The organism is Chengkuizengella sediminis (genome assembly GCF_010078385.1).
In the GTDB taxonomy this organism is placed as follows: domain Bacteria; phylum Bacillota; class Bacilli; order Paenibacillales; family KCTC-33759; genus Chengkuizengella; species Chengkuizengella sediminis.
Genome location: NZ_SIJC01000002.1, coordinates 427847 through 451169, shown reverse-complemented (window position 1 = coordinate 451169; position 23323 = coordinate 427847). Strand labels below are relative to the sequence as shown.

The window sequence follows — 23323 nt, the reverse complement described above, 5'->3', positions numbered from 1 at the left end:
CTATTCATCAAACTTCGTAAAGTCTACATTTTCAATAATCCATCTTTTTCTTGGGTCTACTTTATCCCCCATTAAAGTGGAAACTCTTTTTTCTGCCATGGCAGCATCTTCAATTTGCACCTGTAACAAGGTTCTTAATGTAGGATCCATTGTTGTTTCCCATAGTTGATCTGGATTCATTTCACCTAAACCTTTATATCTTTGCAGTTCAACATTTTTCCCATATTCCTTTAATGTGACTTGTAACTGTTCCTCAGTCCAAGCATATTTCATAGAAGCTTTTCTTCCCTTTTTAGTCACTTTAAATAAAGGAGGTTGTGCGATAAACACTCTCCCCGCATCAACAAGAGGTTTCATGTAACGATAAAAAAACGTAAGAAGTAATACTTGAATATGTGCACCATCCGTATCTGCATCCGTCATGATTATAATTTTATTATAATTGCATTCTTCCAGTTCAAAGTCAGGTCCTACTCCCGCTCCAATAGCAGCGATGATGGCTCGGTACTCTTCATTTTTTAATATATCTGCAAGTTTTGCCTTTTCAGGGTTCATCGGTTTCCCTTTTAACGGTAAAATGGCTTGATGTTTTGAATCTCTACCTTGTTTCGCAGACCCTCCAGCGGAGTCTCCCTCAACGATAAAGATTTCATTACGAGAATAATCTTTCGATTGTGCAGGAGTTAACTTTCCACCTAAATTAGAGCTTTGGCTTCTTCCTTTTTTCCCAGATCGAACATCTTCCCTTGCTTTTCTTGCAGCAGCTCTTGCCTTTGCAGCTTGGACAGATTTTTTGATCAGCAATTGTGAAACCTTAGGATTCTCTTCAAGAAAAACGGCCATATTCTCTGTTACAACAGCATCAGTTGCACTTCTAGCAGAGCTGCTACCTAGTTGATCCTTCGTTTGACCTACGAATTCTACGTCACCCATTTTAATGTTGATAACGACCATTAGACCTTCTCGTAAATCTGAACCCTCTAGGTTTTTATCCTTTTCTTTCAACAAACCAGATTTTCGAGCATATTCATTCATGATCCTTGTATATGCAGTTTTAAACCCTGTTTCATGAGTTCCTCCACCACGAGTAGGAATCGAGTTCACATATGAGGCAATGGTTTCAGTAAAACCGTCGTTGTATTGAATGGCAATCTCAACTTCGATATCATCTTTATCTCCATGAAAATGAATGACATCATGTAAAACAGATTTATTTTCATTTAAATATTCAACAAATTGTTTTGCCCCACCGTTATACTCATATGTAACTTCTTCGTTTGTACGTTCATCATTTAAATTTATTTTTAATCCGGAATTTAAAAATGAAATTTCCTGTAAACGTTCAGCTAATGTATCGTATTGAATATGAATTCCGTTTTTAAAAACCTTTTGATCTGGTTTAAAGGTAATCTTTGTCCCTGTTCTGCGTGTATTACCGGTCACTTCTAATTGAGTGACAGGCTCTCCAACGTGCTCTTTTCCTTCTTTATCTACCCAATATTCATAACGCTGTTTATGTATTTTTCCATCACGATATATTTCAACTTCCAACCATTCAGATAATGCATTTGTAACGGATGCACCTACACCATGAAGACCACCAGATTTTTTATATCCTGAGCCTCCAAACTTTCCACCTGCATGTAAAATTGTAAATACAACTTGAGGTGTTGGAATACCTGTTTTGTGCATATCCGTGGGAATGCCTCGTCCATGGTCAAAAACTGTGATTGATTCATCTTTATGTATTGTTATATCTATTTGATCACAAAATTTTGCAAGATGTTCGTCTACCGCGTTATCCACGATCTCCCAAACTAAGTGATGAAGTCCTGAATTGCCTGTATTTCCTATGTACATTCCTGGTCTTTTACGGACGGCAACTAGCCCTTCCAATACTTGTATATCATCCGCGCCATATTCAGTTTGTTTTTTTTCTTTTGGCTCCGAAAATAAATCGATTTGTTTCAAAATCTGTCGCCTCCTTGCCAATTACTTCAAACGCTATTTAGCATTATACCATGAAATTAAATTTTTTGTTGAATCGAGAAAAAAACAAGATCATATACCAGACTTCTTGTCTCGCTTGTTTTATGTTCTCAATTTTATTTGAAAATACGCTATTACAGATTATCATTAATTTAATATATCTCGTTTCGTAAAGACAACAAAAGCGACAACGATCGAGATTAACGTCCATACACTTAAGTTAATGAGAGAAAATGAAAGAGTTAGACCTTGAATCGGTGGTACTGCACCTGATAAGTAAGTAACTGTTTGTAAATTCACCATGAAAAAATATTTCGCACTTTCCCAAGAAGATACCATATTTGTTAAAATCGTACCCGCAATCAATGTAGCTAACATGATTCCCATTCCAGCAGCAATACTTCTAACTAATACGGATACCATCATAGCCAAACAAGCTACAACTAAAGATGAAAACCATGCTAATCCTAATTCCATCACTAGGAATTTCCATTGCGGAATAATGTTAATATTATTTAAATTCAATTCTGATCCAATCACTTCAAATCCAGTTAATACTGGCTGCATCCACCCATTGAAACCAAATACAAGACCTGAAATGAGATAACTCATTACGGCTAACAATAAAACAGTAATCGAGACATATAGTGTTAAAGCTATGTATTTACTTAATAACACCTTCCACCTTTTTGTAGGTCTAGTTAATAACAACTTTATCGTTCCTGAAGAATGCTCACCTGCGACTAAATCTGCAGCAATGACAAGTACCAAAAGAGGCAAAAACAAACCTACTGAATTGGCAACAAATTGATTTGTAAATGTGACTCCATTCGGAGAATTTGGATCTATATTTTGATCCAAATGAAGCTGTAACCGTTGAATCTCAACTGTGTACCACCGCTTCCACTCTTCTTGCATTCTAGGGCTGCTCACACGATTTTCATAATCTTGGATTTGCTGTTGAACAACGATTCGCCAGTCCTCTGTTCCCATTTGTTTCTGAACATTTAAAGCAACACGTAGTTGAGCGTAAGTAAAAATAGGTATGAGTACGACCAAAATGAGCACGATGACGAAGAATCTTTTTTTCTTCCATATTTTCAGTACTTCGTTACGAACTAAAGGGTATATATTAGTCAATTTTCTCCCCCTCCGTTAATGTTAAAAACATTTCTTCTAATGATGGTTTTTTGATTTCAATGGTAGTCACTTGTACACCTGATTTGACCATCTGTTCGTTTACTTTAGAAATTTCGTCAGGATTCATTAGCGTTGCAACGGTATGTGAGGAAGAAGATGAATCTATTTCCATATCGTCAAATTGTGTTAGTTCAATGGATTGATATGATTGCAATACCTTTTTCCCTTGTTCTACAGGAGATATTCCCCATAATACTGTACTGTTGGATTGTTCAAGCAGTTCATCCACATTCCCGACCGCAATCACTTCACCCTTTCTAATAATGGCTACTCGATCACACATCAGTTGAATTTCACTTAATAAATGACTTGATATAAAAAGGCTCAACCCTTCTTTAGCCAAATTTCGAATAAAAATCCGTAATTCTTTAATTCCTTGAGGATCTAGTCCATTTGTAGGTTCATCTAAAATCAGAAGTTTGGGTTTTCCTAGTAAAGCTTGAGCTATACCTAATCTTTGTCTCATGCCAAGTGAATATGTTTTTACTTTATCATGAATACGCTGATCCATACCTACAATTTCAACTACCTCTTGAATTCTTTGCTGTGATATATTCGGCAGCATAGCCGCGAAATGTTCTAGATTTTCCCAACCTGTTAAATAGGAATATAGTTCTGGGTTTTCAACAATACAACCAACATTTTTTAAAGCTTCATCGTGTTCGGTTTGTACATTTTTTCCACATACAAATACTGAACCTTCTGTGGGACTAATTAAATCTACCAACATTCTAATTGTAGTCGTTTTTCCCGAGCCATTGGGTCCTAAAAAACCGAAAATTTGACCTTCATAAATATCAAAAGAGATGTCTTTTATAATCCACTTTTTATTTATTTTTTTCTTTAAATGTTTTACTGATAATACAGGTATTTTTTCTGTTACTCCCATCACTCGAACCTCCAATCATAGAAAATGATGAAAATATGTATGAAAAACACATTATTGCAAGGCATTCACAATTCTTTCTCCTATCCGTTTATATCCTTCTTCGTTTGGATGATAAACGTCAGAAGATAAATAGTTTTTGGTGTTTTTATAAAATAAATCATAGGTAGGAATAAATAAAGCTTGTTTATATCCCGTTGTGATTTTAAATACTTCATTGTTCCATTCTTGAACAAATAAAGATATCTCCCCATCCTCATCAATCTCAGTAAAAGGATTAAATAACCCTACGTAAATAATATCTGCCTCTGAATTTAAAGTATGGATTTCTGAAAATATCTTTTTTAAGTTTTCAAGTGCGGGAGACATAGATTCACGAGCAGAATCTATAATAATTTCATTACCAGGTGAAAACATATCATTCCCACCAATTGTCATAAGTATTAAATTTGCTTCTTTGATTGTGGTTCTTGTACCACTTTGAGTCATGATAAAATCTAACAATTGATCTGTTGTGTAACCATCAACAGCAAATGGTCGTAAATACACTGGTTTGTTTTCTTTTTCTTCTAATAACTCTCTCACTACACCAACATACCCATTTTGCGTTTTATCTCCAGTACCCTCTGTTAATGAGTCACCTAAGGACAAAATTACAATCTCCTCATCAGATGGAGATATATCTTCTATAAACTCCTCTTCAGGAGTTGTCAAATTTGAACCACCAGGATATACCACCGTTTGAATTGCATTCACAAATCCATAAATAAAAATTAAGGTTGTTAATAAAGCCACTGTTAAAATAACAGACCATAATAAACGTGACGATTTCAAAGTTCATCCTCCTTAGATCATTGTAAAAACGTAAGTAAGTATGTTGTTTTATCTTACTAATTCTTTATTCCATTTGCAAATTAGCTCAGAAAAAACCTGCAGCGTATGTATTCCATGATTTCTATGGTCATGAAAATAATCTAAACTTCAGGAAGGAAATGATGACTCCCTCCGAACAAATATACCTTCATTAATAGTAATCGAATTTTCTAACCTTTATTACCTAATTATAAATACAATTACAAATAGTTGATCGATCAGTATAAATATGTAATAGAGTAATATCATCGTACCTGTAATCAAACTTATTAAAGATCCAAACCAATGAAAATTTCTCAAAACTAGCTTATATAAGCTCAATCTAATCACCTTTCTTTCTTATCAAATGGAGATGATCATAACCATCCCCATTTTAGATTTTGCCTTTTAGTATTTAAATTATGCAGGAGAAGCCTCATACACCTTTTTCAACCATTCCACTACACTCATTTGCTCTTGTTCGTGTAACTCCTCTACTTCCTTTGTATCGATAATTTGACCATTTCGTATCACAACAATCGTATCCAAAAGTGCCTCTACTTCTTGAATTTCATGTGTTGTAATAATTACCGTTTGTTTATCTAAATCAATATATGAAAGCAAACCTTTTACTACTGAGTCCCGTACCATGGGATCTAGTCCTGAAAATGGTTCATCCAACATAATATATGGAACATCACGTGCTAGTGATAATACGATCTTTAAACGTCCACGATTCCCTTTAGATAAATTTTTCACCTTTTGCTCTGGATTTAATTTCATAAACCCCATAATTGTATATGCTTTATCTATATCAAAATCCCTAAATTGAGTAGAAAAGAAATCTATCGTTTGTTTTACTGTGTACATAGCGTAATACGCGTCAAGTTCAGATAAATAAGTGACAACTTCACTGATTCTTCGGTTGGATGGAATATCATTGACTTTAACTAAACCTTTTGTAGGACGAATTAATCCAGCCATCAATTTCAACATGGTTGACTTTCCGCTTCCATTTTCACCGATAATTCCGATAATTTTCCCTTTAGGTAAAGTTAAATCGACATTTTTCAGTGCTATTTGTGTTAAATAACTTTTTGAAACATTTTCAAAAGTAATCATCCTACTCACCCTCCTTTTGAATGTAATTTTGCAATCCCTTTACCATCTCGTTTTTACTAAATCCCATTTCAGTCATTTGATTTATGAAATTTGATATATGTTCATTTTTCAAATCGTCTCGTAATTGTTGTAGTTTCCCTTTATCTTCCGTTACAAAAGTCCCCTGACCTCTTCTTGATTCCACAATATCCATCCTCTCTAATTCACTATACGTACGTTGTACAGTATTTGGATTCACACCGGATTCAACTGCCATATCACGAACTGATTTTAATTTCTCACCAGCACGTAGTTCATTCCGTACAATCTTATGATTAATTCGATCTGCTAATTGCATATAAATCGGTTTTGTCGCTTGAAAATCCTCCATTTTTTACACCTCAACCTTCTTCTCAATCATCCATGCTGAAAGAACGAATAATAGTAATGCTAGTAAAACCTCAAATATGTTTTCACCTATATTATGACTTATTCCCATTCCCTCTATATCCATTTCACTATGGTCATTTATTATCTCAAGAACTGGAAACTCGATCGTATATTCACCCCATAATACCAATTGATCATACATATCTGTATATTCTAAACTTAAAGACCCCCATATAAATAATGTGATAAATATAATTAGAACCAACATACTCAACTTCCCGATTCTACTTTTTAGCCCATGGTATATCGTCCAGAAAAACATAATACTAACACCCAAAATTAAAGATATATAAGCAATGTGGGCTACTAAATAAAAGAACAATTTTGATATATCGCCTAAATAAAAACTTAACTCTGATAAAAATGGAATTAAATTTATCGTAATAAGAATAGTCAATAAAACTAGTGAAGTTATCAATGCTATGAAACCATTCACTAATTTACTACCTAATAACACTGTCGCCGCTTGTGGACTATGAAGCCATAAATGTAATTGTTTTCCTTCTTTTCTTAAACTCGTAAATAGATAATCCGCTATAAAAAACACGTGAATACCTAAGGCTATTGCAAGTGGTATAAATTTAATAAAATCATTTTCATTCATCACCCAATTTATATTAGTAGTACTACTAAATCCGATTTCACGAATATGCAAATACCACCCTAAACCAAATGCCACCAAATCAAGTAATAAAAAAATCATAAACCTATTTCTCATTAATAAAAAATCCTTTTTTAATAATCCCATCCAAGAATTCATAAATATCCTCCTTCAATTATATAAACGTCATAATGTTTTAGTGTTCTAGTTACATAGTACACAGTGACAATTCAATTGTCAACTATTAATTAAAATTTAAATTCTCTTCTCCTCAAACACCCATTTTTCTAAAGAAAAAGACCTTTTTGAATGTAGTGAATATAATAAAGAAAACTCGATGATTGGCAAGTCTTTGACGTAGACAGAATCGTATGTTGCTCTTATACTATCAACATTTAAATAAATTTAGTGATAGTGTAAAGAAAACACACTGATTGGATGAAACTGAAAGAGAAAGACAGAGGGGCACTTATACTTTATTCATTAAAATGAAAGAGGGAGGTCCACGATGATCATTCATGTACCTGAAGATGAACCTTCAATTACAGACGCTATCAATGCAGCAATAGAAGGTGATACCATCTATATTTCAGCTGGTTTATTTAACGAAGCAGTGAATATCGGAGTGGGCAAAAATAGAATTCGGATCATTGGTTCTGGGATAGGGAAAACCATCATAGATGGAACGAATCTTGGCTCAAATATGGATGGAATTAATATACAATCTTCTAACTTCATTTCGATCGAAAACTTAACGGTACAAAACTTCAGTCGATTTGGTATCTTTATTCAACATAATGAGAATGTACTTAGCCATATTAAATTAACAGAAAATCAATTTGATGGAGTGTGCATAGAAAGTGGTGCATATCATAATGTTGTTATGCAATGTGAATCTGTTCAAAATGAAAGAGATGGGATTCTTGTCCTTGGAAATCATAATTTTATCATGAAGTGTACAATGCATCATAACAAAGATTGTGGAGTGAATATTCAAGGTAAACATAATCTGGCATTTAACAATATATCAACTGGCAACCATTTTGATGGTTTTTTATCAGATAATGAATATAATATATTTTTATATAATACCTCTTCCAAAAATGGGGAGGATGGTTTTGATTCTGAAAAAGATCTCAATTTTTTATTTTGGAATAAATCAATTCAAAATGAAGATAATGGAATTGAAGTTGACTCAAATTCATTATTGTTAGGAAATGAAAGTAAATATAATAAAAAAAATGGGATAGAGGTTTTTTCTTCAAAAGAAAAAGAAACTCAAAGTCGAATTCTTCAAAATATAATAACCAACAACAATAATATTGGGATTAGCCTTGAGGGGAACGGGAATTTAGTTGATAAAAATACAGTTAGGAATAATGATGGAGCTGGCATTAACATCATAAATGACAGTAATGCCATACGTTCTAATCAATTTCATCAAAACAAAATAAATATTGATAACAAAGGAAAAGGAAATACAATTGACTAACCGTTATTTTCTATAGACCACAAAATCAAAAGTATTTTCATTTCCCTTTACTATATTCATCCCTAAATTATTTAATATATTCTAAGCGAGGGATAGTTATCTTTTATTATCTAGCTTTTCAATCTTCATTTCAATTTCCTTAATATTTAGCTTCATCTCTAATACAGAGGTCAAACCTTCTACATGTTCTTGAATATCAGTTGTATGTTTTTCCACCAATTGTTTAATCCATTTTTTCATCTCTTCTAATACATGTTGAATTAATAATCCTTCATGTTCTCGAATATATGATTCAACGACTGGATTGATTTTCTTTTCCAATTCTAACTTAAGTTTATCTTTTCCTTGCCCTTCAAAAAACACCTTCGGATTTTTAAATTGTTTAACCAGCCAAATCAAATCAATTTCTGTATGATCCAACGACTCCTTTATAGGAGGAGCTTCAAAACTCTGAATAGAAAAGGCTTCTGTTTCATATTGAGGCAGCTTTATAGCTACATGTTCAAAAATTTGTTTATTCATTTCTTTAAGCTGATGATTCATAACATTTTCGATTCTAAGCGTGGTTGCTAAGACCTCCTGTGAGCAATTCATAGACAGCAAACGATTTAACTCATTCCAAGCCGATGCTAATGCTTGTTTTACATCCACTTTTCCTGTCGATTGGAAATCGGATGGATGAAAAGATATATTATATAGTTCCCCGAAACGATACATCACTCGTTGCTTTACATAATATAAAAGCTCTTTTATTTCTTTTATTAGTAACTTTACTTCAGGTTCGGAATGTTCAAAATGATAAAGCCAATCGTTCAATTCAATATTAGATTCTTCTAATTGTTTAACCTTTTGCTTCTTGATTTCACCCTCTTCAAGGGCATTATTTTTCCATTGTTTTAATACGTTTGTCACCCGAGTCAATTCACTATTCGCAGCTTGGATGGTTATTTCGGTTAATTCTTCATTTGTAAACTTAATAAAATCTAATTCGAACGTCGCAATTCCAGAATCAACTGTTACTTTTGCATCACCTGATTGCTTACCTTCTAAAGCTTTTAAACTTGATAATGGATAAATCCTTGGATTTCGAATTTCATGTTGCGCTAAATTATGAGTTACGTGTACTGTTACATCCCTTAGTTCCTGCTCAGATGAAGCCAAGTCAGCTGCATTTAGAATAAAGAACATTTTGTCCAGTTCAAATTGATCCTTTACTCTCCCCAGTTGAAGCAAAAACTCACGATCTGCCCCAGAAAATGCATGATTATAGTATGTTACAAAAAGAATCGCATCAGCACTTTTAATATAGTCAAATGCAACACCTGTATGTCTAGCATTTATTGAGTCTGCTCCTGGAGTATCAACAAGGATCATACCCGAATCTGTGAATGGACATGAGTAATATAATTCGATATGTTCAACATAACATGACTTATTTTCATCAGCCGCGTAACTTTGAAAAGTTCCCAAATCTACTTTCAATTCCTGGCCTAAGTTTGATTGCATTTCATTCCACCCATGTGTGGCTGCCTTTAAGAAAACAAAATGCGGTTTAGCCTTACGATGAATTGAATTTGCTTTTAATTTTAAAATTTGTTGAAAGGATTGATCTAATGTCATTTTTTTAAAACCTAATCGATCCATAGCATATTGAACTTCTTCTTTGAAGACTTCTAACGATTTCAACTTTACTTTAGCAAAACCATGCGACCAATGATCATCTGGCGGCATAATTTTTATTACAGTAGCTGTTGTAGGATTTGGAGAGACAGGAAGCAATCTCTCTCCTAACAAGGCATTAGCAAAGGAGGATTTACCGGCACTAAATGCTCCAAATAATGAAATCGTAAACTTACGGTTACTTAACCGATCTGATTTTTCTAATAATGACTTACTTATTGATTTCATTGCAGGGAGATCTCTTATTACTTCATAAGCCGTATTTATTTTATTTACTGTATTTATTATTTTTTCTTTATTGTCTTTTTTTGAAAAATTGGAGATTAGATTTTTCTGATAGCTAGAACTAGATAATACAATATCCATTGATTCATCTATCTTTTTCACTTCAACCTTATCTATCTTGTTAGCAGCAATTGAAGAGGAGCTAGGAGTATAGTCTTTTAAGTTAGGCAAACAAATATCTTGTTTTTCCCACTGAAAAAGAGAAAATAATTGCTGTTCATATTCCACTTGTTTACTTTTGAGCTCCTGCAATTGTTTAAAATTCACTAATTCATCTTGAATATGACTCATCTCATGTTGAATTTTATTTAACTTCTCTTGATTTGTCTTCTTTGCTATTTCTACTAAATTTTGTGCAACTTCCATTGCTTTTTTACGGTAAATTGCTTTCATTTCCTCGGAAATATGTTTGGAATAGTTTAATGTATATTCATTTGAAAAAGCAGCACCCATATTCACCTGCTGCATTAACCAATCAGGAGATATTTTTATATCCAACTCCTCGATTTTTTCTATTGTTTCTGACTTTAATTGTTCATTTGGTCTATTCAATTTTAGATGTTTAAGTAATAAATCCTTCACATGCCAAGAGATATGTGCTTGTACTTTTTCTGAGAAATCTTCATAAAAATGATGTAATCTTTTTTCCTGTTCTGCTTGGATTTTCCCTCTGGTAGAAAAAAGGCCTAGTTTGAATCCTGGTTGCCGACTTTGTAAATATTCATGGGCTAAATCTCTTGTACCAGCTGGAATAATGTTTGCATTTTGTAAAATACCACTAAGCTCACGTTTTAACTGATCCAAATATGTGTTTGAAGCTTCCTCGATTTCTTTTCTTTGGTTAGAAAGGCTGGACAATTTCTCCAATAGAATATCACTGTTAATATACTCTTTTTCTGAAAGTTCTTGCTTTTTAATTTGATTTTGCTCTTTATACTCCTTTATGTGTTCATTCAAAATAAACTCAATTGATTTTTCCACATTCGAAATAATCAGTTCATCACGAATTTCGGTTAATCTATTTAAATACCACTTCAGTTGATCAAATTCATTTAGAGAAAAATCTTCATGTTTTACTGAAATAAAAAATAATGCTTCAGGATGAATGTCCCAATCAGAAAAGGCCTGATATACACTTTGTTTAAAATCTGAAAATGACAATTCATGGTGCTGGTGTTTATCAATTTGATTTACAATAAAAACAAACTTTTTGCCTTGCTCTTGTAGTCGTTTAGCAAAAGCAAAATTGATCTCAGATTGGACATGATTATAGTCCATGACATAAAAAACGATGTCTGCTAAGTGTAATGCCGATTCTGTGGATAATAAATGAGCTTTATCAGTAGAATCAATACCTGGTGTATCCAAAAAATGAACATGATTTTCAAGCATTGGGATTGGATACTGAATTTCAACAGATTCAATCTCTGAACCATTTTTACTAAATTCCTGTAATTGATCCAATTTTATATTTTGAATACTCTGTTTTGTCTTTTGTTCATTTCTATATTTAATGATTGCCTTAGGCTCGCCATTTGATATAGCCACTAAGTTTGCACTTGTTGGAATGGGACTAGAAGGTAAAATCTCATGCTCACTTAATTTGTTAATTAAACTTGATTTCCCAGCGGAAAAGTGACCACAAAAAGTAATATATAGATCTTTTACTTCCATTTTATCTGCTAATTGCAGTAACTTATTTCCCGACTCCTGCTCATCAGAATGTTTCATAATACTTCTTAACTTATGTATATTTTCAACATATTTATGAATGGTTTCCCCTACTGTTTTCAAAGCTCTTTCTCCTTTAAATTCTAACAAAACTTTTTTCCATGTTTCTCAATCTCTTGAGTGATTTTCCAACGATTTTAACGTCTACAATGAATCTCATGTTTAATAAAAACTCGCCATTTAGGCGAGTTTCTATTAAACATGAACAGAATCGTCATCGTATTCTGTTCAAAAATTATATTTATATTATACCACAGATTCTTTTTCCGGTATCAAAATTTCAAAAACTTCACCATGCTGAAAAATAGTAATATCCTCTTCTTTCACTTTCATAACAACCACTTCTAGTTTATCCCTCATACGATCTATGTACTGCTCTGGAACTTCACCAGAATCACTCACAGTAATTCCTTCAATCACTTTTTCTTCATCTTCAGCTAATGGTGTTTTTAATATTTCTTCAAATATATCGGAAAAATCCTCAAAGCTTTTTGTATATACAGTAATACATTTCATGGTTTCACTACCTTTACAGTTTTTTACTTATCATTCCTAAGATTCTTCTTTTTCATTCTTTTTTTTCCTTCTCTACATAAATCAAGTAAAGGACAGACATCACATGATGGATTTTGCGCTTTGCAATGATACCTTCCGAAAAATATAAGCCTATGATGTGTATCAGTCCATTCTTCTTCAGGAATTTTCCTCATTAGCTTTTTTTCAACTTCAAGAACAGAATCTTTCCAATTTGCTAATGCTAATCGCTTAGAAACTCGTTCCACATGAGTATCAACTGCAATAGCCGGCACTCCAAAAGCGTTGGATACAACTACATTTGCTGTTTTCCTTCCAACTCCAGGAAGTTCTACTAGTTCACTATGTGACCTCGGTATTTCACCATCATATTTTTCAATGATCATTTCACATAATTTACTTATATTTTTCGCTTTATTACGATATAATCCAATTCTTCTAATATCCGACTCTAGTTCAGTAAGAGAAACATTCAAATAGTCCTGAGGAGTTTTATACTTTTTAAAAAGATGAACAGTAACTTTATTCACCATCTCATCTGTACACTGGGCTGAAAGTAACACCGCAATCGTCAACTCAAATGGATTCTCGTGATTCAACTCACAGTGAGCATCTGGAAACATGTCTGCCATTGTATCTAATACATGCCTGATTTCTTTTTTGTTCATGATTCCTCCAATTAAAGTGCAATACTTTTATCTTTGACTTGGCATTAATTCAAATAATATTCCTTTAATGCCTCCACGATAGATTCAGCTACACGATATTGAAACTCATCTGTTAACATTAAATTTTCATCATGTTCGCTTGATAAATAACCGATCTCTAACAATGCAGCAGGCATGTTCGTGTTCTTCAATACTCTATATTCGACTTCTCTTATGCTTCGATCTGGTAATCCTGCTGATTCAACAACAGAGTTATGAATCGTTTGAGCTAAATCTAAACCACGATCAGTCCAATAATAAGTCTCTGTTCCGCTAATATTCAATCTTTCATGAATATTCCCATGAATGGATAAAAAAGCATCTGCTCCTAATTCATTTGCAAATTCAGCACGATCATCCAACTCAATTTTGACATCGTTCGTTCGAGTCATGTGAGGTTGAAACCATGGCTCAGCATCAAGCAAGTCATATAGTTTCTGTGCAAATTCGAGTGTGAAATATTTCTCTTCCCTTGAAGAAACACTACCCGTTGCACCTGGATCATCTCCTCCATGACCAGGGTCTATCACAATAATGAAAGGATCATCAACAATGATCTCTTGATTTGATGACTCGTTATTTGGTTCGGCAGTCGTTACACCTAATAATACCTTTACTTGATTATCTTCCGGAATTCCTATCATACTATACTCTATATTTTCATGTAAATCAATGACGACTCTAGGGTATTGATCCTCAAACAAAGCATAACGAATAGATTTTACATCAGGATGAGTCACTTTAATGATTCCGCTGGCTATTCCAGTTTCTTGATCTATAAAGGATGAGTTAAAAGAACTTTTCTCAAAATCTATTACAATTCGTTCAGGGGCTGGTAAATAAAAGCTTGAAAATTCAAGCGTTGTATTCCCATGAAAAATAATTTCATCGTCCAAAACTTCAATTTCGTATATAGTAGGTTCCCCATTGTTCGTTGGAATCACAATATTATCACTGGTTACAGGTGTCTCTAGTTGTGGTTCGGGATCTGGCTCTGAAGGTGATTGTGAATCTGTTTGTGATCCTGTAACTGTATTTGTTTCTTTTATTGGTTCTAGCTGGGGATTCGGTTTTTTTGTACTTGAAACTTGTATTCCATTCACATTTTTATAAATATAAATAGATTGTGTGAATGCATCCCAAATATACTTCATGCCAAAGTTTTCACTAATTACATCGATAGGTAAAAAAACGGCTCCATCTATGATGATAGGTTTATTTTTGATATCGATCACTGATCCATTTAAATACATCGTACTGCGATCCATATAAATATCTAAATTGATTTGTTTATTTTGTATATTCGCTTGATTATTGTTAGACTTCCATTCAACTTCAGCATCCAATTCTTTAATAAACGATTTAAAAGGGATGTAAAGGTCACCATTCATTTTTTGGGGAGATACATTTAATTTTAATTTCTCTCCATTTACAAACAAAGAGATTGATGATTCACCTGCAATAACCACAGATGGAAATACACTTAAAAATAGTAAAACTGATAATAGGATGGATATACGTTTCATAAGTCACCTCTGTAAAATAGTATTTATGTAAAATAGATTTAATTTTTTTGAAAGAATTCGAATATAGGCCAAAATAAAAAATCTAGTAAATGTTATTTACCACTATATTCTAGCAAATTAAATGATAGAATGACAATATAAATGCGAAATCGACAAACTCTATATTTACTAGACGAGAAAAAATTGGGAAAGTTGCGAAAAATAGGACGAAAAGACTAAAAGACATCAAATTTTAATCCGTTGATAATATATTATTCATCTACAACTGTGACCAAGAAGAAATAGAGGTAATCAACGGTCTTATTCCAGTGAGACCAAGAATTCCCTCTGTTTTCAAAAAATTAAATTTTAAATTTTCGTGAACCAAATATCCATAAGAAGTATCTAATAAGTAAATCCATAAAAGGAGGACATCAGATGGAAAATGAAAAAACTGTAAAACTTGCACAAAAAGGAAGCAAAGATGCGTTTGTTCGATTAATCAAAGAAAATGAAAAATCGATGTACAGAGTAGCTAAATCCTTTTTTAAAAGAGAAGTGGATTGTGCAGACGTGTTACAAGAAACAATTCTAAAAGCTTTCAATTCAATAAATAGTTTAAACGAGCCTAGATATTTCAAAACGTGGTTAATTCGCATTTTGATCAATGAATGCAACAAAATGATGAGAACTAAAAGTAAAATTGTATTATTCAATGAAGTGGTAGTTCAAGAAACTATGAAAGATTCTTATGATTCCATCGAGATTCATGATGCGATCCATTCATTGGAAGAGGATATTCGAACCATCATTGTACTATATTACTTCGAGGATCAACCTATCAAAGATATTGCTGAATTATTAGAAATACCAGAAGGTACAGTCAAATCGAGATTAAACAGAGCACGCTCGAAATTATTAAAATTACTTCAAAATGAAAACGAGAGGAGTATCAGAAATGAAGAACAATAATGTAGACTTAGAAATTAAACAGATTTTGAAAAAAAATGAAACAGAAATTCCTGCTATCGTTCAATCTCGTATTGATCAAACTTTAACAAAGTTACCAGGCAAAAAGAAAAGAAATAATTTTCTCAAAAGATTTTTAATTACGTCATCTGTAACAGCTGCAACGTTTGCATTACTGATAGCTATTTCTGTATCTACTCCCAGTATTACAAACGCTTTAAAACAAATTCCAGTTATTAAATATGTTTTTAATATATTTGAGAATGATGGATTAAAAAGGGCCGAAGAAATGGGTTTAATTTCGAATATTAATGAAAGTGTCACCGATGAAAACATTACGGTCAGTATCATTGAAGTCTTTAATGATGGAATAGATATTTCGGTAGGATATGCCATACATTCTTCTAAAAAATTTAATTCACCTCATATTTTTCCTGATATAGAAATTAAAATGGATGGTAAAACTGCATCTCCAGTATCATTTACTAGTACTGGAGGATTGATAGATGATTATACTTACGTAAATGTGCTTACAATCAATACGGCTCAACCACCATCTGAACAGTTCCAATTAAATTTGACCTTTGAAAAAATTGGAGAAACAAAAGGAGATTGGGAATTTTCCTTTCCAGTCACAAAAGAAATGAGTGAAACTAAAACCATCTTACCGATGATAACAAAAACCTATGGCGATACGACAATTATTATAGAAGAAGTTAATTTCACCCTAACTGCCACTAAAATAAAAGCACAAATTCTTCAACCAAAAGAATTATATGAAACCTATGATGAATTTGAAGTTATAGACGATCAGGGGCAATCCTTACGAACCCAAAGTAGTGGAGTATCATTTGGGAATGCTGAGAATCTAGTCCGTTGGGAAGCTGAATACGAAGCAGTTCAAGAAGTACCCTCATTTATAACCGTTAGGTTCAAAGAGGGACTGGAGATCATTATTCCAGTAGAATAAGATCATCATTAATTATTTTTAAAAAAGAAAACCTCCAAATCCATTTTACAAGTGATATTGGAGGTTCAATAATTAAGCTCTTTGCTCGTAAGCTGCAATTTTATCTTCGTGCTGAAGCGTGAGACCGATATCATCCAATCCTTGCAATAAATACTGACGGCGATGTTCATCTAGATCAAAATCAATTTTTAATCCGATATCATCTGTAATCACTTTATTTTCGAGATCAACGTGAAGTTTATAACCATCGTTTGACGCAGTACGTTGGAAAAATTCTTCTACTTGTTCTTCAGAAAGTTTAATAGGTAATATTCCATTTTTAAAACAGTTATTATAAAAAATATCTGCAAATGAAGGAGCAATAACGACTTTAAATCCATAATCCAAAATTGCCCAAGGTGCATGTTCACGTGAGGAACCACAACCAAAGTTCACTCTAGATATTAAAACAGAGGATCCATTATAACGAGGTTTATTCATTTCAAAATCCGGATTTTTGTCCACACCGTTTTCTAGAAATCTCCACTCATAAAATAAAAATTGTCCAAACCCAGTACGTTCAATTCGTTTTAAAAATTGCTTAGGAATAATCGCATCTGTATCTACATTAACACGATCCACAGGTGCTACAATTCCGGAATGTTGTTTAAAAGCTTCCATTGATCATTCTCCTCTCAAATCTATCAAATTGAGTCTATCGATACTATATATAATTAATTATGATTGAAATTGCCAATCTCTCACATCTACAAAATGTCCTTTAATTGCTGCTGCAGCTGCCATTGCAGGAGATACGAGGTGTGTTCTTCCGCCTCTTCCTTGACGTCCTTCAAAGTTACGGTTAGAAGTAGATGCGCAACGTTCTCCTGGATTTAAGAAATCAGGGTTCATAGCTAAACACATACTACATCCAGCTTCTCTCCATTCGAATCCAGCTTCCTCAAATATTTTGTCTAAACCCTCTTCTTCTGCTTGAATTTTTACTCTACCTGATCCTGGAACGATCATAGCATTAACATTAGAAGCTACTTTATAACCTTTGATAACCTTCGCTGCACTTCTTAAATCTTCGATTCTACCATTTGTACATGAACCGATGAATACACGATCAATTTTAAGTTCATTCATTTGAGATCCAGGTGTTAGACCCATGTATTCAATTGCTTTTTCAGCAGCTTTACGTTCATTTTCAGTTTCAAAATCTGCTGGATTTGGAACTACATCTGTTACATCTGTACCCATACCAGGACTTGTTCCCCAAGTAACTTGTGGTACTAATGATTCAGCATCAAAATCTACAACGCGATCATAAACAGTACCTTTATCCGTTGCTAAACTTTTCCAATCTTCTACAGCACGATCAAAATCCTCACCATGAGGTACATGTGCTCTACCTTTTAAATATTCAAAAGTTGTTTCGTCTGGCGTAATCAAACCTGCTCTAGCTCCAGCTTCAATAGACATGTTACATACGGTCATTCTTTCTTCCATGGAAAGAGCACGAATGGCTTCACCTGTATATTCAACAACATAACCTGTAGCAAAATCTGTACCATATTTAGCGATAACACCTAAAATAAGGTCTTTAGCTGTGATTCCAGGATTTAATTTACCATTAATTCGTACTTCTAAAGTTTTAGGTTTTGTTTGTTGTAAACATTGTGTTGCAAGCACATGTTCAACTTCACTTGTACCGATTCCAAACGCAAGTGCACCAAACGCACCATGTGTTGATGTATGACTATCACCACAAACAATGGTTTTACCAGGGTGTGTTAACCCGAGCTCTGGACCCATGACATGAACTACACCTTGATCCAAACTATTTAAGTCATATAATGTGACTCCAAATTCTTCACAGTTTTTAGTTAACGTATCTATTTGTTGTTTAGAGATCGGGTCTGTAATATTAAAGCGATCTTTAGTAGGAACATTATGATCCATAGTAGCAAAAGTTAAATCAGGTCTACGAACCTTACGCCCTGCTAAACGCAATCCCTCAAAGGCTTGGGGTGATGTTACCTCATGTACTAATTGAAGATCAATATATATAATACCCGGTTTTCCCTCTTCTTGATGAATGACATGGCGATCCCAAATTTTTTCAATAATTGTTTTTTTAGTAGACATCGATATTTCACCTCTTATAAAAATCTTATTCAAAGTTTAACATTTCTTTAATTATTGTTCCAAGATATAATAGTTATAACTGCTATAGGTAAAACTAATACCACCGGGACCAAATATACCCACATGTGTGAAGTTAAGTTCTGTGCATTAATCCTATATAAAATGAAATATTAATGAAAGGAAGGGAAAAATAATGGAACTAAGACAGTTGCAATATTCAATTCAAATTGCATTAGAAAAAAACTTTTCAAGAGCTGCAGAAAAGTTACATGTCGCACAACCATCTCTTAGTCAACAAATTGCAAAATTAGAAAAAGAACTGAATGTAAAATTGTTTGATAGAAATACAAATGCTGTTGAGTTGACACATGCAGGTGCTGTTTTTGTGGAAAAAGCACACAAGGTCATGGATTTAATTGAGCAAATGAAAAACGAAATGGAAGACATTTCGCACACAAGAAAAGGTAAACTAATCATAGGCAGTTTACCAATTACAGGCTCACATATATTACCAAGAGTCCTTCCTATCTTTCAACAGAACTATCCAGGCATTGAAATTATGCTAATTGAAGAAAGCTCCACCAACTTAGAGATTTTAACATCACAAGGACAAACAGACATCAGCTTATTATCTTTACCTATGCAAGAATCTTCTCTAACTTATTATCCTGTGATGGAAGAAGAAATTATTCTCACGGTCCCACCCAAACATCATTTAAATACTAAACTTCATCACCAAAAAAAAGAAATTGATATTATAGATTTGAAGGATGAACCTTTTGTCACTTTAAAAAAAGGACAGGGATTTAGGCACATTACGATTGATTTGTGTGAACAAGCAGGGTTTACACCGAATATTGCTTTTGAAAGCAGTAACATTGAAACGGTTCAATCTTTAGTTGCCGCAGGGATGGGCATTGCCTTTGTTCCCTATATGGTTACGCAAACGAAATGGAGCCATTTTACCCCGATTCATTTAAAATTAAAACATAATCCAAAACGAACACTTGTCATCGCCCATCAAAAAGGTAGATATTTGTCCAAAGCAGCAGAAGCCTTTATAGACACTATGATGAAAGTCATACGTTAATAAAGCGAGGGTCTACGATCTTCAAATACTGGGATCGTATTTCTGACAGTTTGTACTAATTCCAAATCTATCTTTGTTTGTAAAATCGTTTCTTTATCCTCAGCTTCGGTGATCACTTCCCCCCAGGGACTTATGATCATCGAATGTCCTGGGAAATTTTCTCTTTCACTGCTCCCGATACGATTACACGATACAACATACATTTGATTTTCAATAGCTCTAGCCATAAGTAATGTTCTCCAATGTTGTAGCCTTACATCTGGCCATTGTGCTGGAACAAATAAAACCTTCACACCTTCTAGAGCTAACTTACGAACAAGTTCAGGAAAACGAATATCATAACATATGACCATTCCAGCTTTTACACCAAACATTTCAAATACCCCTATACCATTTCCCCCTACATAATAACGATCCTCATACATTAGTTGAAACAAATGGATTTTAGAATAATCTGCAATAAACTCTCCATCTGGATTACATACGTAACTGATATTATGGACTTTTCCATTTATTTTTTCTGAAATCGACCCTGCCACCATATGTACATTATGTTTTTTGCTCATTTCTGATATGAACAGCTTCGTTTCTTCTCCATATGTATCTGCAAGACTTGAAACATTTTTTATAAAACTTGTATTCCACATCTCTGGAAGTAAAATTACATCTGGTTTATGCGGAGCAGAAGTTGCTTCCCCTATCATCTCTTTTACCTTGTCAAAGTTTTCTTCTACTAATCCTTGTTTGACATCGAATTGTAAACATGAAATATTCCATTCTAACTTCATCGTTATCTCCCCTAAACCAATAATTTACATCACTTTAATGGATGTCTCTCTTCTTAAATCTTCCACCCTTCACATCATGAATGTTGCCAATAGCGAGGAAAGCCTCTGAATCTAATTCATCCACAATGGATTTTAGTTTTGCTTCTTCCAATCGAGTGATGATACAAAAAATGATTTGTTTATCATCACCAGAAAAACCTCCTTCACCACTCAGATAAGTGACACCACGACCTAAACGAAATAAAATCGCGTCTCCTACTTCTTTATGATTTTCACTAATGATCCAAACTGATTTTGATTCATCAAAACCGTTGATTGTCACATCAATCATTTTAAATGCTATGAAATAGGCGATAAGTGAGTACATCGCACGTTCCCATCCAAAAACAAAACCTGCACTTCCTAATATGAACAAGTTAAAAAACATGACAATTTCGCCAACGGAAAAAGGTGTCTTTTTATTTACTAAAATAGCCACAATTTCTGTTCCATCCAATGATCCTCCATATCTTAAAACAAGTCCTACACCAAACCCGAGAATGGTACCTCCAAATACAGCAGCCAATAAAGGTTCATCTGTTGCCATTTCCGCAGAATGTAAGGCGAAGGTCCCTATAGACATTACAAAAACACCAAGCAAAGTTGATATCGCAAACGTTTTACCAATCTGTTTATAACCAATAAACAGAAAAGGAATGTTGAGGATGAATAAAAATACCCCCAAAGGGATTTTACTTAAATAAGATGAAATAATGGAAATTCCAACAATCCCACCGTCAATGATTGTGTTCGGAACTAAAAACATTTCTAATGCTATAGCTACTAACATAGCTCCTAAAATAATGAAAAAGATACGTGTCAAGATTTCTCGTAATGAAATTTTATGATGTTGTCGTTGATTTTTTTTCACGTTTTTTAATAGTTCCAATTGAAATATCTCCTCTTTTAAAAGTAGTTATGTATCACCTCTATATAATTCTTACTATCATATAAATATGATTTTAAGAGCAAAGGATATGATAAACCTAATAAATTTAGTCACTTGTTATTCTATCCAACTTTTGATTGATTTCTTTTAATTGCTTTTTAATGTTACCAAAATAACGAATACTCTTAAATATAAATAAGACAATTCCAAATATAACAACAATTAATCCAAATAAAATGATGGGAAAAAAATATGTAACTAGCGAAGCGGATCCTGAAACAGATGCAGATAACATTTCTTCTCACCCCCCAATAAAGACTGAAAAACCGATCGTAATCGCAAACAAAATTAACACTACTCCGAAAATACGATCAATCCAATATGCATATTTATTGTAATATTTCCTAAATATAATGGAGGAGGAAATGATTGCTATTGTACTAAATAATAACCCTACAGTAACTACCATTTCAAGTCCATATAACCATCGGACATAAGATCCCGTTTCTGGACCAATAAATTGTGAAAAAATGCTGATAAAAAATAAAAGTGGCTTTACGTTAAATACACTAATTAAAAACCCTTCACGAAATGCTTTAAAAAACGGTTTATGTTCTTTTACTTTTACCTGATCACTTGCAACTTCCTCTTTTGGAGGTGAAGAACGAATCGCGTTTATTCCAATCCATAAAATATACAGTGCACCTATGATTTTTATAATTGCATTTAAACTTGGATACTGCTCTATCAAAACAGAAATACCGATAATGGTTAGACTAATATGGATTACATTAGAAGACGAAATACCTAAAGCTGTTGCAAAACCAATTTTCACACCGTAACTCAGACTATTTTTAATAACAATAAATAAATCTGGACCAGGAGTGATCCCAGCGAATAACGCAATGATAAAAAGTTCAATAAACATGTAAAATCTCCTCTTAAGCTATTTTTTATCATATCTTATGAATCAAAAATAATTATACAGTAAAAAAAAGGGTTCAGCATTAAATTTTGTGCTTATTTGGGATTTACAAACGTGTTCCCCCATGATATTCTTATAAAAAGCAAAAACATAGTGATGGGAATAGTAGGTTAGTCACTTCTGTTCAGAGAGTAAATTTCTTGGCTGTGAAAATTTACCATGAAGACTTACCGAACCTGCCCCTGAATGGTCAACGAAGAGTTGAACAGTCCCCTACTGTTATCTAGGGATAGAGTCGGATAAATGTTGATCATTTATCAACGAAGGTGGTACCGCGGAAGTAAAGACTTTCGTCCTTTAATGGATGGAAGTCTTTTTTTGTTTATAACATAAAGATAGTCATTCATTGACTCACATCGATGTATGATAGAAAATCTTGATGATTGGCAAGTCTTACAATTTCTGCTACCTATTAGTAGTTCCGATAGGAGTTTTTGTCATATACATGGA

21 protein-coding genes and 1 other annotated feature are annotated in these 23323 nt (G+C 33.4%); of the genes, 4 read left to right on the top strand and 17 right to left on the bottom strand.

Translation table 11 applies throughout. From position 1 onward, the window contains the following. From parE to EPK97_RS06680, 7 genes are all read right to left on the bottom strand, one after another. Positions 1-1974: a DNA topoisomerase IV subunit B gene (gene parE / locus EPK97_RS06710; protein ID WP_162035949.1), complete on the bottom strand. Its 1974-nt coding sequence runs from the start codon at positions 1972-1974 to the stop codon at positions 1-3. Between the two features lie 162 nt (positions 1975-2136). Beyond that, positions 2137-3129: an ABC transporter permease gene (locus EPK97_RS06705; protein ID WP_162035829.1), complete on the bottom strand. Its 993-nt coding sequence runs from the start codon at positions 3127-3129 to the stop codon at positions 2137-2139. Further along, complete coding sequence (locus EPK97_RS06700; RefSeq protein WP_162035828.1) at positions 3122-4078, bottom strand: ABC transporter ATP-binding protein; 957 nt, start codon at positions 4076-4078, stop codon at positions 3122-3124. The genes EPK97_RS06705 and EPK97_RS06700 overlap by 8 nt, the downstream gene beginning before the upstream one ends. A gap of 51 nt (positions 4079-4129) precedes the next feature. Next, on the bottom strand, positions 4130-4909 hold the full coding sequence (locus tag EPK97_RS06695; protein WP_162035827.1) for a GDSL-type esterase/lipase family protein: 780 nt from the start codon (positions 4907-4909) through the stop codon (positions 4130-4132). A gap of 438 nt (positions 4910-5347) precedes the next feature. Then, positions 5348-6049: an ABC transporter ATP-binding protein gene (locus EPK97_RS06690; RefSeq protein ID WP_162035826.1), complete on the bottom strand. Its 702-nt coding sequence runs from the start codon at positions 6047-6049 to the stop codon at positions 5348-5350. A gap of 1 nt (position 6050) precedes the next feature. Further along, positions 6051-6419 carry a GntR family transcriptional regulator gene (locus EPK97_RS06685; protein WP_162035825.1) on the bottom strand — a complete coding sequence of 123 codons (369 nt, stop codon included), beginning with the start codon at positions 6417-6419 and terminating at the stop codon, positions 6051-6053. Between the two features lie 3 nt (positions 6420-6422). Next, entirely contained in the window at positions 6423-7238 is an 816-nt protein-coding gene (locus EPK97_RS06680; protein ID WP_162035824.1) for a hypothetical protein, read from the bottom strand. A gap of 349 nt (positions 7239-7587) precedes the next feature. On the opposite strand from EPK97_RS06680, the gene EPK97_RS06675 reads away from it, so the two are divergent. After that, the gene (locus EPK97_RS06675; protein WP_162035823.1) at positions 7588-8571 is read left to right on the top strand and encodes a right-handed parallel beta-helix repeat-containing protein; all 984 of its coding nucleotides are present in this window, start codon (positions 7588-7590) and stop codon (positions 8569-8571) included. A gap of 96 nt (positions 8572-8667) precedes the next feature. Here EPK97_RS06675 and EPK97_RS06670 read toward each other — a convergent pair whose 3' ends face one another. The 4 genes from EPK97_RS06670 to EPK97_RS06655 form a co-directional block, all read right to left on the bottom strand. Further along, a complete protein-coding gene (locus EPK97_RS06670; RefSeq protein ID WP_162035822.1) occupies positions 8668-12330 on the bottom strand; it encodes a dynamin family protein in 3663 nt (1220 codons plus the stop codon). Between the two features lie 183 nt (positions 12331-12513). Continuing rightward, positions 12514-12783 carry an NAD/NADP transhydrogenase alpha subunit gene (locus EPK97_RS06665; protein ID WP_162035821.1) on the bottom strand — a complete coding sequence of 90 codons (270 nt, stop codon included), beginning with the start codon at positions 12781-12783 and terminating at the stop codon, positions 12514-12516. A 23-nt stretch (positions 12784-12806) separates the two neighbouring features. Next, positions 12807-13469, bottom strand: a complete 663-nt coding sequence (nth, locus tag EPK97_RS06660; protein WP_162035820.1) for an endonuclease III — start codon at positions 13467-13469, stop codon at positions 12807-12809. A 44-nt stretch (positions 13470-13513) separates the two neighbouring features. After that, on the bottom strand, positions 13514-15034 hold the full coding sequence (locus EPK97_RS06655; protein ID WP_162035819.1) for an N-acetylmuramoyl-L-alanine amidase family protein: 1521 nt from the start codon (positions 15032-15034) through the stop codon (positions 13514-13516). 417 nt (positions 15035-15451) lie between these two features. Here EPK97_RS06655 and EPK97_RS06650 point away from each other — a divergent pair, with 417 nt between their 5' ends. Both EPK97_RS06650 and EPK97_RS06645 read left to right on the top strand, forming a co-directional pair. Beyond that, positions 15452-15985: a sigma-70 family RNA polymerase sigma factor gene (locus EPK97_RS06650; RefSeq protein ID WP_162035818.1), complete on the top strand. Its 534-nt coding sequence runs from the start codon at positions 15452-15454 to the stop codon at positions 15983-15985. Continuing rightward, positions 15972-16952 (top strand): DUF4179 domain-containing protein, encoded by a 981-nt coding sequence (locus EPK97_RS06645; RefSeq protein ID WP_162035817.1) that lies wholly within the window; start codon positions 15972-15974, stop codon positions 16950-16952. The genes EPK97_RS06650 and EPK97_RS06645 overlap by 14 nt, the downstream gene beginning before the upstream one ends. A 72-nt stretch (positions 16953-17024) precedes the next feature. Here the strand turns inward: EPK97_RS06645 and leuD are convergent, their stop codons facing one another. Then, the gene (gene leuD, locus EPK97_RS06640; protein ID WP_162035816.1) at positions 17025-17612 is read right to left on the bottom strand and encodes a 3-isopropylmalate dehydratase small subunit; all 588 of its coding nucleotides are present in this window, start codon (positions 17610-17612) and stop codon (positions 17025-17027) included. A gap of 57 nt (positions 17613-17669) precedes the next feature. Further along, the gene (gene leuC / locus EPK97_RS06635; protein WP_162035815.1) at positions 17670-19082 is read right to left on the bottom strand and encodes a 3-isopropylmalate dehydratase large subunit; all 1413 of its coding nucleotides are present in this window, start codon (positions 19080-19082) and stop codon (positions 17670-17672) included. A gap of 193 nt (positions 19083-19275) precedes the next feature. On the opposite strand from leuC, the gene EPK97_RS06630 reads away from it, so the two are divergent. After that, positions 19276-20172, top strand: coding sequence for a LysR family transcriptional regulator (locus EPK97_RS06630; protein ID WP_162035814.1), 897 nt, complete (start codon positions 19276-19278; stop codon positions 20170-20172). Here EPK97_RS06630 and EPK97_RS06625 read toward each other — a convergent pair. From EPK97_RS06625 to EPK97_RS06610, 4 genes are all read right to left on the bottom strand, one after another. Further along, the gene (locus tag EPK97_RS06625; protein ID WP_170295475.1) at positions 20169-20960 is read right to left on the bottom strand and encodes a carbon-nitrogen family hydrolase; all 792 of its coding nucleotides are present in this window, start codon (positions 20958-20960) and stop codon (positions 20169-20171) included. The two genes, EPK97_RS06630 and EPK97_RS06625, sit on opposite strands and share 4 nt — an antisense overlap. Positions 20961-20994: 34 nt before the next feature. After that, a complete protein-coding gene (locus EPK97_RS06620) occupies positions 20995-21825 on the bottom strand; it encodes a YitT family protein (protein WP_162035947.1) in 831 nt (276 codons plus the stop codon). Between the two features lie 169 nt (positions 21826-21994). Then, a complete protein-coding gene (locus tag EPK97_RS06615; RefSeq protein WP_162035813.1) occupies positions 21995-22183 on the bottom strand; it encodes a DUF4083 family protein in 189 nt (62 codons plus the stop codon). Between the two features lie 6 nt (positions 22184-22189). Beyond that, positions 22190-22816: a LysE family translocator gene (locus EPK97_RS06610; protein WP_162035812.1), complete on the bottom strand. Its 627-nt coding sequence runs from the start codon at positions 22814-22816 to the stop codon at positions 22190-22192. 141 nt (positions 22817-22957) lie between these two features. Beyond that, positions 22958-23174 (top strand) — a binding site (T-box leader). Positions 23175-23323: the final 149 nt, after the last annotated feature.